General features: G+C 69.1%; 7 protein-coding genes and 1 pseudogene. 4 read left to right on the top strand and 4 right to left on the bottom strand.

Features of this window, described 5'->3' with window-relative positions:
* Both U9977_RS21095 and U9977_RS21090 read left to right on the top strand, forming a co-directional pair.
* Positions 1 to 314, top strand: a pseudogene (locus U9977_RS21095) (TrkA C-terminal domain-containing protein); the annotation flags it as partial.
* The gene (locus U9977_RS21090; RefSeq protein ID WP_322751017.1) at positions 311 to 1,009 is read left to right on the top strand and encodes a TrkA family potassium uptake protein; all 699 of its coding nucleotides are present in this window, start codon (positions 311 to 313) and stop codon (positions 1,007 to 1,009) included. The pseudogene U9977_RS21095 and the gene U9977_RS21090, both read left to right, overlap by 4 nt.
* Here U9977_RS21090 and U9977_RS21085 read toward each other — a convergent pair.
* Both U9977_RS21085 and U9977_RS21080 read right to left on the bottom strand, forming a co-directional pair.
* Complete coding sequence (locus U9977_RS21085; protein ID WP_322751019.1) at positions 960 to 1,652, bottom strand: DUF3159 domain-containing protein; 693 nt, start codon at positions 1,650 to 1,652, stop codon at positions 960 to 962. The two genes, U9977_RS21090 and U9977_RS21085, sit on opposite strands and share 50 nt — an antisense overlap.
* Positions 1,653 to 1,732: 80 nt before the next feature.
* Entirely contained in the window at positions 1,733 to 2,119 is a 387-nt protein-coding gene (locus U9977_RS21080; protein ID WP_322751016.1) for an OB-fold nucleic acid binding domain-containing protein, read from the bottom strand.
* A 393-nt stretch (positions 2,120 to 2,512) separates the two neighbouring features.
* Here U9977_RS21080 and U9977_RS21075 point away from each other — a divergent pair, with 393 nt between their 5' ends.
* Positions 2,513 to 7,096, top strand: a complete 4,584-nt coding sequence (locus U9977_RS21075; protein ID WP_322751015.1) for an AAA family ATPase — start codon at positions 2,513 to 2,515, stop codon at positions 7,094 to 7,096.
* Positions 7,097 to 7,147: 51 nt separating this feature from the next.
* Positions 7,148 to 9,313 carry a serine/threonine-protein kinase gene (locus U9977_RS21070; RefSeq protein WP_322751014.1) on the top strand — a complete coding sequence of 722 codons (2,166 nt, stop codon included), beginning with the start codon at positions 7,148 to 7,150 and terminating at the stop codon, positions 9,311 to 9,313.
* 13 nt (positions 9,314 to 9,326) lie between these two features.
* Here U9977_RS21070 and U9977_RS21065 read toward each other — a convergent pair whose 3' ends face one another.
* Complete coding sequence (locus tag U9977_RS21065; protein ID WP_322751013.1) at positions 9,327 to 10,109, bottom strand: DUF3710 domain-containing protein; 783 nt, start codon at positions 10,107 to 10,109, stop codon at positions 9,327 to 9,329.
* Between the two features lie 128 nt (positions 10,110 to 10,237).
* Positions 10,238 to 10,729, bottom strand: a complete 492-nt coding sequence (gene dut, locus U9977_RS21060; RefSeq protein ID WP_322751012.1) for a dUTP diphosphatase — start codon at positions 10,727 to 10,729, stop codon at positions 10,238 to 10,240.
* Positions 10,730 to 11,076 lie beyond the last annotated feature (347 nt).

The raw sequence follows: 11,076 nt of genomic DNA, 5'->3' as shown, positions 1-11,076 counted from the left end.
GTTGGACCCGCGACCAAATTCTGCGCCGTCTCGTCCCGGATGCCATAACGCCGGAGTGGACGGACACGTCCGGCATGATCCTGCTGACAGAGATGACACCCTCCGCATCATGGGTGGGACTACGCGTGTCCACACTTGAGGGCGCCGCACGCGCCCGGGTCGCCTGTGTCACCCGCTTCGGCGAGGGTCTGCTCCCCGATGCCCATACCCTCATCCAGGACGGCGACACGCTGCACCTGGCTTTTCCCAAGGCACGGGCGGCGCAGGTGGAGGCCGTGCTGAAGGCCGGTCCGAAGGAAGGTCTGCCCACATGAGGCCACGTCGGATCGCCGTTGCCGGTGCCGGCAAGGTCGGCCGTTCCATCGCCGCCGAACTGATCGACAACGGCTCCGAGGTGCTGTTGATCGAACGCGACCCGGGCAAGATACGGATGGACGCGCTGCCGCACGCCAACTGGCTGCTGGCCGACGCGTGCGAACTGGCATCCCTGGAGAGCGCCAACCTCCAAGAGTGCGCGGTGATGGTCGCCGCGACCGGGGACGACAAGGTCAACCTGGTCGTCTCGCTGCTGGCGAAGACCGAGTTCGGGGTGCCGCGGGTGGTGGCACGGGTCAACCATCCGAACAACGAATGGCTGTTCACCGAAGCGTGGGGGGTGGACGTGGCCGTGTCCACCCCGCGGATGCTGACCGCCCTGGTCGAGGAGGCGGTGAGCGTCGGCGACCTCGTCCGGCTGATGCGCTTCATGCAGGGCAACGCGTCGCTGGTGGAGTTGACCCTGGCCGAGGACTCCCCGGTGATCGGGACGCCCATCGCGCAGGTTGCGCTACCCGCTGACGCGGCGCTGGTGGCGATCCTGCGGGACGGGCGGGTCGTGCTCCCCTCCCCCGACGCCACCCTGGAAGAAGGCGACGAGGTGCTCGCCGTGGTGAGCGCCGGCGGGGATGTGGAGGAAGCCCTCAGCCTGGCTCTGGGCGGGACTCCAGCGGGCTCGCCGCCACCTCGGTGACCTTGGAGCGACCGGCGACAGGGGCGGCCATCCCGGCGGCACCGTCACGGGTGGCGGCACCGTCACGTCCGTCCGCGCCAGCCTGACGTGGCGCGAGCCGGCGCACGATGGCGAAGGTAGCCAGGATCGCCACGCCGAACAACGGCAGCCCCAGGGCGATGTTGGCAGCGGCCAGCCACCCTGTCTCGCCGGCCAGATAGAGCGCACCCTGGATGACGAACCGCAGAGCGAACACAATGATCCAGACCAGTGTCGCCCGGACGGCGGCCCGACGCAGGTCGCGGTGGTGACGCCAGTCGACGTAGCGGGCATCCATCGCGGCCATCACAAAACCTGCGAGCGGTCTGCGCACCACCAGTGACAGCAGGCCGATGCTGGCAAAGACGGCGTTCTTGATGATACTGGGCAGGAAGAAACCCTGGGCGCTGTGCGTCCGGGACGCGACGAACGCGGCGAAGGCCACCGCGAACAGCCCGGAGAACGCCTGGCGCGCCGGCTCGCGGCGGACGACCCGCAGCGCGACCAGAACGGTCGCCGTCGCCACGGCGAAGGCGATGCCCGCGGTCAGCCCCGCCTCGGCGTTGACCGCGACAAAAGCAACCGTGGGGATCGCACTGTCGATCATCCCGCGTGGACCGCCCATGGCGTCGGCCAGCGATGTCGGGGACGTCGGGGACTGCCGGTCGGCAGCCGGAGCGACCCGCGGGTCGCGGGTTCGGAGGTTCACGCGCTCGCAGACGACACGGGCAGCAACTCGTATCGCGGATTGAAGATGGTGGTGCGACTGTCCCGGTTCATGACCATCCCAGATGCCTTGACTGCACGTCCTGCCTGAATCCCCGGTATGTGCTTGCGGCCGAGAAACACCAGGGTGACGGTACCGCTGCCATCGTAGATGTCCGCCTCAAGGCTCGGCGCCCCGGCATGGCTACGTACAGTAACCGAACGGATCGAGCCAACGACGCACACCTCCTGGCGCTCGTGGCAGTCACACATCGGGACGGCCCCGGCCGCCTGGACGGTCCGCTGCAGGTCTTCGGCCTCCAGCACCCGATCGTCCGCGTTCAGCCGGTGGACGACCCGCCCAAGCCAACCGCCTCGGTCTCCCACGGCTCCTCCGATTGAACTCGGGAACGTAACACCCAGGCAACGCTTCAACGCGCCACAGTGTGCCCGGTCGCAGGCCCGGCATCCATCCTTATGGGGTTTTCGCCGCCGTTCCCGCCACCGAACCCACCGCACCCGCACCGCACCGCACCCGCTGGAGACTCACTGTGTCGCCGGCAGGCATACAAAGCGCCGGGATCCAGCTCGACCGCCAGCCTCCGATTACGGCAGGCCTTGGCGGGTAGGCCGAAAGCGACCAATTTCGATCATCGATCTGTGGTAGCTCGACGGAATCGCGCACCTGCGCTGACCCGCTGATCGCAACGACCCGGGCACGCGGCCTCGGAGGGATCTGCATTGTCCGATCCGGCACGTCCGCGTATTGCGGAACTCGGATTGAGTCGTCCGGGGTCCATCGTCCTGATCGTCGACACGGGGGAACCCACGTCCGGCCCGAGCCCCTCGTTCCCGGCCGCTGGCCCGGCGGCTGCCGAGCTGGGCCGTGTCCTGGTGGAGCGGTGCGGACTGAACACGGACAGCCTGCGGATGCTGACCGAACCGGTCACCGCCACCGATCTTGGTCTGGCCATCAGCGACGCCGCGGAGACCGCTACCGACCTACTGCTCGTCTACTATCTGGGACATCTCGTGCAGGGGCAGGCGGGGGATCTCCACCTTGCCACCGCGGCGACAGACCTGCGACCCGACCGGCTGGGTCTCACCGCGCTGCCGCTGACCTCGGCGCTCACCCGGCTACAGGCGGGCCGGGCCACCGAACGCGGCCTGATGATCGACGGCTGTCTGATCACCACCCGCTACGGGAGCAGCCAGACCGACGATGCCGTCTGCGCGGCAGCCCCCGTGCTCACCAAAGCGCAGCGAGGCGTCATCGAAGAGCAGGTCAGCGAGATCGATCTCACGTTGTCGGCTGTTTGGACGGGATCTGGCGACGATGCTCCGATCGTAAGGCCGGACTATGACCGGGCCGAGGCCGAGGGGACCCCGCTGTCGCAGGAACTGTTGCGGCTGCTCCTCAACGGCGACCCCGACGGACCTCCGGAACTGACCGTCGACCGTCTCTACCACCAGGGTGCCCGCAACCTGGTGGCGCGCGGCTGCCCCCGTCCGCTGCGACGGGCCGGGCGCTGGGCGGACACGACAGTACTGGCCCACAATCCGGCACACACCCCGCCGATCCCCGACGTGGAAGCTCCTGACACACGTGTGCTGACCGCTCTTCCCACCCCGCTCGCCGAGGCCGGCAGGATTGCCCATGAGCCGGGCCAGCCGGGCCAGCCGGGCGTCCAGGAAGTCGACGGGCGCTCGGACGTGGCGTCGGAGGTCACCTGCCCCTACCCTGGGCTCGCATCCTTCGACCGCAGTTCGATGCAGTGGTTCTTCGGCCGGGAGCGGGCCACCGCCGACCTGCTGACCCGGCTGGACGCGCGGCTCACCGAAGCCGGTCCGCTGATGATCGTGGGGCCGTCCGGATCAGGCAAGTCATCCCTGCTGCGGGCCGGGATGCTGCCGGCGCTCACCAACGGCGCCCTGTCCGGCTCGCGGCGGTGGCAACAGATTGTGCTGGCCCCGACCGACCATCCAGTGCGCGAACTGGCCGAGCAACTGGTCACGATCGGTAACATTCCCATACCGATCGGCAGCACCCTCGAATCCCTCGTTACCGAACACGACCGGTTCATCACATCACTGTCAGAGGTAAGCGGCCGGCGCGCTGGGCTGGAGGCGACCGCCGACGACCGCGTCGTACTCGTCATCGACCAGTTCGAGGAGACGTTCACGCTCTGCGCCGACGACGCCGAGCGCACGGCATTTGTTGGCGCGCTGTCCGCCGCAGCCCGGGGAACCGAGAACACCAGCCCGCCAGCCGTGGTCGTGCTGGGGTTGCGTGCCGACTTCTACGGCCGCTGTGCCGCCTTCCCCGAACTCATCGAAGCGTTGCAGCGCGGCCCGGTCGTGGTGGGTCCGATGAGTGCGGCCGAGGTACGGGACGCCATCGTGTGCCCGGCGGAGGCGGTCGGCCTGGCCGTCGAGCCCGGCCTCGTCGAGTTGATCATCCACGATCTCGGGGCCGGCGATGAGCGGGTCGTGACCGACCCCGGTTCGTTGCCGCTGCTCGCACACGCGCTGCTGGCCACCTGGCAGGAGCGCGACGGTGAGGTTCTCACTGTCGCGGGCTACCGGCGCAGCGGCGGACTACACGGAGCGATCGCCACGACCGCCGAGCACACCTATGCCCGCTTTGACGCGGCCGGCCAGGATGCGGCCCGCAGGCTGATGCTGCGGATGGTGCGCATCGGTGACCGCACGGACGACACCCGCCTGCGGGTCCGGCGCGACGTGCTCCTCGCCGAGGCCGGCGAGCCGGCAGCCGCCACAGCTGTCCTGGACGCGCTGATTGCCGCCCGGTTGGTGACTGTCGACGCCGGCGGCGTCCAGATCACCCACGAGGCCCTGCTGCGGTCGTGGCCACGGCTGCGGGAGTGGATCGACATCGACCGGGCCGGGGCGCTCACCCGACAGCAGATCGCCGACGCCACCGAAACCTGGGACACCAGCGGCCGGGACCCGTCCTACCTGTTCTCCGGCACCCGGCTGGCCGGCGCCCGCGAGTGGGCTGCGGCCAGCGATCGCCGGGGAGGGCTCAGCCCGCCGGCCCAGGACTTCGTCACTGCCGGCATCGCCCGCGAGCAGGCCGAAACCGCACATACCCAGCGCCGAACCCGACGGCTCAAGCAACTTGTCGCCGTCCTGACGGTGCTGGTGCTGCTCTCGACCGGCGCGACGGTGTTCGCGCTCCAGCAACGTTCCTCGGCCACCGCCGCCCGTGACCGGGCGCTTTCCCAGCGCATCGCAACGCAGGCGGATACGCTGCGCCCGTCCGACCCGGGCGTCGCGGCCCAGCTCGGCGTGGTTGCCTACCGACTGGCCCGGACACCGGAAGCACGCAGTGCCGTCCTCTCCTCGTTCAGCAGTGGCTACGGATTCGCCACCCGGCACCTGGCGGGACACACCCGGGCCGTCGGGGCCGTCGCCTACAGCCGGGACGGCCGGCTGGTGGCCACTGCGAGTGACGACTGGACGGTAAAGCTCTGGGACGCGACCAACCCCCGCCGACCCGATGCCGTCGGCACGTTGCGCGGCCACCAGCTCGCTGCCAAATCCGTGGCGTTCAGCCCCGACGGGCGAACCGTTGCGACCGGCAGCGACGACCGTACCGTCAAACTGTGGGACATCACCGACCCGGCCCATCCCGCCGTGCGGACCACCCTGCCCACAGCCTCGGGCTCGGTGTTCGGACTCGCCTACAGCCCGGACAACCGACTGTTGGCCACCGGTGGGTACGGCGACACCGTCCGGTTGTGGGATGTCGGCAATCCGTCGGCGGTGGCTCTCGCGGGGACCGTGACCGGCCACCACGGCGCCATCCGGGCGGTCGCCTTCAGCCCCGATGGAAAACTGCTCGCGACCGGAAGCGAGGACGGCACCGCCAAGCTGTGGGATGTCACCGACCCGAACAGCCCCGGGTACCTCAGCGACCTGACCGGTGACACCGGCGGCAACGTCGCCGACCCCGACACCCGGGTCCGCGCGGTGGCGTTCAGCGGCGACGGTACGTCAATTGTCACTGGAAGTAATGACTCTGAGGCGCGGGTGTTCAGCATCACGGATCCGAAGAGCCCCAGCCAGGTTCAGGTGATCGACTCCGTGGTGCCCATCGTCTCCGTCGCGTTCAGCCCGGACAGCCGGATGGTGGCCATCGCAACGGGTGACGTGGTCGAGCTGCACAACGCCCACAACTACTCCGACATCGTGTCGTCCTTCGCGCACGGCGCGGCCGCCTGGGCGGTGGCATTCAGCCCGGACGGCCGATCCCTGGCCACCGGCGCGGACGACGGCTCGGTGAAGCTGTGGGACACCCCCGGACCAGTGCTCTTCGGTCATCGACGGTTCCTGTGGAGTGTGGACGCGTCGCCGAAAGGTCACGTTATCGCGACCGGTGACTACGACAACACCGTCCGACTGTGGGACGTCAGCAATCAGTACAATCCTGTCAGTATCTCCGTGCTCACCGGTCACACCGGCGCCACCGGAGCGGTGAAGTTCCGACCCGACGGCCGCGTACTCGCGACCGGCAGCATCGACAAGACGATCAAAATCTGGGATGTCGCAGACCCACGGAATCCGGTGTCGCTGGCCACGGTGACCACGGACATCGACGCGGTCAACGATCTGTCCTTCAGTCCGGACGGCCAGACGATGGTGGTCGCGGGTGACAGCGGAGGCATCCAGCTCTGGAATGTGACCGACCCACGGCAGCCCCAGGTGCTGGCCGCCATGTCGGCGGCTCACCCCTCCGGCGCGTCCGCGGCCGTGTTCAGTCCGGACGGGACCACCGTCGCCACCGCGGGCAAGGACCGCACCGTGCGCCTCTGGGATGTCCGCAACCGCACCCAACCGGTCGAGATCGGACGCCTGACGCAGTTCGGCTCCGGTGTGTACGGTGTCGCCTTCTCCTCGGACGGACGAACGTTGGCCACCGGGGGCAGCGACCGGACCATCACCCTGTGGGATGTCTCGACTCCCGGCTCGCCACGCCTGCGCTCGACCCTCACCGGACACGGCGGCCGTGTGAACACCGTCGCGTTCAGCCCCGACAACCGCACGCTCGCCTCTGGCGCGGCGGATTCCACCGTCCGGCTCTGGGACATCCACGACACCGCTCGGCCCGCGCTCCTCGCCGACCTTCGGGGTTACTACAACGCCTTCTCCGAGGTGGCGTTCAGCCCGAACGGCGCCACCCTCTACGGCGCACCCTTCCAGGTCGTCGGCTTCACCTGGGACCTCGACCCCGACACGGTCATCCAGCGGGTCTGCGACCGGGTCGGCGATCCACTCACCCGTAGCGAGTGGGCGCAGTATGTGGGCGACCTGCCGTACAAACCGCCATGCCAATCATGATCAAAATCATCCGGACGGACGATCCCGCCCGGGCCGCACCGGACGTCACACGTGCTCATTGAACGGGACCGGGTCGAGGCAATTCTGCCCGGCTATCACATCGCGGAGGTCCTCGGTCACGGTGGGTCCGGCATCGTGCTGGCCGGCCGGCATCGCCGCCTGGATCGACCTGTTGCGATCAAGATAGTAGCCTCCCGGGGAGGCCGGATCGACGAGCACGGCCGATTCCTGTCCGAAGCCCGGGTACTGGCCTGCCTGGACCATCCACACCTGGTGCGGATCTACGACTACGTCGAGACCGAGGACCTGTGTCTCCTCGTGATGGAACTGCTTCCCGGTGGAAGTGTGCGCACCCGGGCGTCGGCCGGCCTGACCATCGACACGGTCTGCGCGATCGGCCTGGCCGCGGCGGGTGCGCTGGATTGCGCCCACGCCAGTCATATCCTGCATCGGGATATCAAACCGGACAACATGCTCTTCACGGCGGACGGACTTCTCAAGGTCACCGACTTCGGCATCGCAAAGATCGACGACAGCTCCAGCGCCATCGCCACTGCGCAGGTGGGCACCCCCGCGTACATGTCCCCCGAGCAGATCACCGGTCGCCGGCTCAGCGCTTCGTCCGACGTGTACTCCCTCGGAATCGTCCTCTACGAGCTGTTGACCGGGCGGCCGCCCTTCCCGCTGGACATGCCGCTGCTGGAGCTGCTGCGTCACCACGTCGAGGTGAACCCGCCACCACTGCACCATGCGCCACCCGTGCTCGCAGACCTGCTCACCCGGTCGCTGCGCAAGGACCCGACGCAACGCCATCCCTCGGCCGCGACGTTCGCCCTGGACCTCGCCGCCGCGGCCGCGGGCATCCTGGGACCGGACTGGCTTGCCAGGTGCCCACTGCCGCTGCGGCTCGAGGACGAGGTTCGCGACGCCGCCCGCAGCCGGACCGATATCGACACCGGTCGTCGCGCCACGGACTCACCGTCAGCACCCCTGGCCGGGGCTGCTGCGCCGAGCGATCCGTCCGGCCCGCCGCTACACATCGCCGATTCGGCATCGGATGTTTCGGCACCCGATGGGAATGCCGCCCCGGCGGCTCCAGGCCGGACGCCGTCCCGCCGTAACACGCCACGTCCGTTGATGCGTCGTGCCGCCGCACGGTGGGCCGATCACCTCTGGTCACGAACACCCAGCGACAAACCACGCAACCGGTCGGATATGGACGACGCACGGATCGATTACCCCTTCGGGCTTGCCGTCGAGGACGACGGCACGATCTACGTCTCCAGCCCGTTCCTGAACCGGATCAGTCGCATCGACCCCGACGGAGGGATCAGCGCGGTCGCCGGTACCGGCAAAGCGGGCTTCGCCGGCAACGGCGGTCCGGCGCTCGACGCCGAGTTGGACAGCCCGCACGGCATTGCGGCCGGCCGCGACGGGTGCCTCTACATCGCCGACAGCTTCAACAACCGCATCCGTCGCATCGATCCGCAGGGGATGATCGAGGTTGTCGCCGGCGGCGGTGGGGAATCCGGCCCCGCCATCCCGCCGGCCGGCACCGCGGCGGCTCATCTGACCCTCAAACGCCCCCATGGGGTGACGCTCGACGCCACCGGTGCGCTCTACGTGGCCTGCACGGACAGCCACCAGATACTGCGGCTAACCCCAGACGGCGCTGTCCTGGTCCTGGCGGGCATCGGCACACCGGGGTTCTCCGGCGACGGCGGACCCGCGACGCTGGCACGTCTGAACCGGCCGTACGCGGTGGCCCTCAACAATCGGGGCGAAGCGTACATAGCCGACACCGGCAACAAGCGGGTCCGCCGGGTCACTCAGGATGGCCAGATCGTCACGATCGCCGGTGTCGTCTACGGCGGCCCGGTGAGCGACGGCACACCTGCACTGATGGCCGCCATCGGCCCGCCGCACAGCATCGCGGCCGCCTCAACCGGAACTCTTTATATCGCAGATCCCGACAATCACCGTATCTGGGCGGTCACAGCGGACGGTACCATTGCGACCGCCGCGGGGTCCGGACGGCCGGGATCGTCCGGACGGCCGGGATCGTCCGGCGACAACGACCTCGCATCACACGCCACCCTCGGCCGCCCCCAAGGAGTGGCAACAGGTTCCGACGGCAGCGTGTACATCGCAGACTCAGGTACGCACAGCGTGAGACGCGTCGACCCGCTGGGACGTATCACCACCGTCGCGCCGTAACCAGCCCAGCCAGCTAGCCGATTTCTGCGATCCGTACGCCCGGAGCCGGCATGTGCGTCGCAGTCTTGGCGACGCCGGGCCTGACATCGTGTGGGTCCACATCGTGTGGGTCCACATCGGGCTGGTCCGCGGGGTCGTGCGCCCCGTGCGGATCGGTGACCTCTTTCGGCAGCTTCAGCGGCAGCGGATCACGTAGAGGCATCGCCTGGTCACCACGGACCACGACGAGCTGGTGCAGCGATTGCGTCAGCAGCGGCGCGGCCTGGGGATCGAGCGCGCCGTTGCCGGTGAGCACGATCCGCAGGAACCAGCGCGGACCGTCGATCCCCATCATCGTGCCGGGCATGAACTCACCCGTTACGGCGGTAGGCAGCCGCAGTCGCAGTTCGCTGCCGTAGCGCCCGCTACCCTCCTGCGCCGCGCCCGGTCCCGCGCGAAGGGAGTCCGCGATCTCGGCACGCACCTCGTCCCACAGACCCGCACTTTTCGGCGCGGCGAAGACCGACAGCTCCATCGCGCTCTGGCCATCCGTGAGAGTCACCGTCAGCACCTGGCCGGATTCCTGATCGACCTGGAACTGCACCTGGACCCCGTCGATCACCGGGATATGCAGGGACCCCAGATCGAGCCGCCGGACGTGATCGTCCGGAACGTCCTCGGCGTCATAGGGGCCGTCCGGATCAGGTCCGGAACCCTCGTCGACGACGTCGAGGATCTCATCCCGGCCGTCGGGTTCACGTGGACCGGAGCCGCCCCGACCATCACGCCTACGACCGCGCCGGAACACTTCGACCACTTCCTGTTGTCACAATAGGCTCCTCGCACATGATGGCCCGCAGCGGTGCCTGGTGTGGATGTGGGCATGCGGGTGGGTGTCGGATCGCCGGTCGGAGACTCATGACCGCCGGCGCGCCGGCCCCACGGTCAGGCGAAGCCGCCGGTCGACCCGAATCCACCGGTACCCCGCACCGTCTCAGGCAGCTCGGCGACCTCGCGGAACGCCGCACGCTCCACCCGTTGGACGACAAGCTGCGCGATTCGGTCACCGCGCCGCAGGTGGACCGGTTGGCGTAGATCGGTGTTGACGAGCAGAACATTGATCTCACCACGGTAACCGGCGTCGACCGTTCCCGGCGCATTGACGATGGACACGCCGTGGCGGGCGGCGAGGCCGCTGCGCGGGTGTACGAAAGCCGCATAGCCCTCGGGCAGCGCGACGGCGATCCCGGTCCCGACCATGGTGCGCTCGCCGGGGGCAAGGGTGACATCCCGGGCCGCCACGAGGTCCGCGCCGGCGTCACCGGCATGGGCGTAGGCGGGCAGTGGGAGGTCCGGGTCGAGCCGTTGTACCAGCACCCCCAACGGATGCGGTCCAGGATCGGCCGACTGCGCGGTACGGTCGTCCGTGGCGGTCATGAGTCTCCGATCGGTCCTTGCGGATGCGGGCCGAGGCCGGTAGCCGGCCAGATGCGGGCCGAGGCCGGTGAGCGGCCAGATGCGGGCCGAGGCCGGTGAGCGGCCAGAATCAGCGGTGCCCGACAGAACATGCGCAAGACTAAGTGGTCGGCGCCGGAGGTTGTTCGGGGGGTGTCGGATGCCGGGTGGATGCGTCGCGAGGCGGAGGAGGCCCAGGTAGCGGTGTTCTACCTGGGCTGACGGAGCCGGGGTACCCGTGCGGCGCGAAGCGGCGTGCGGGGAGCGATGACGCGAGGCGCCGCCTGGCGCCGGCAGACCCTGGACGAACGTCCGGCGCCGCCCACTAA

Source organism: Protofrankia sp. Cas8, from assembly GCF_963555845.1.
In the GTDB taxonomy this organism is placed as follows: domain Bacteria; phylum Actinomycetota; class Actinomycetes; order Frankiales; family Frankiaceae; genus Protofrankia.
Note: the sequence above shows the minus strand (reverse complement) of the source record. Positions and strands in the feature narration are given on the sequence as shown.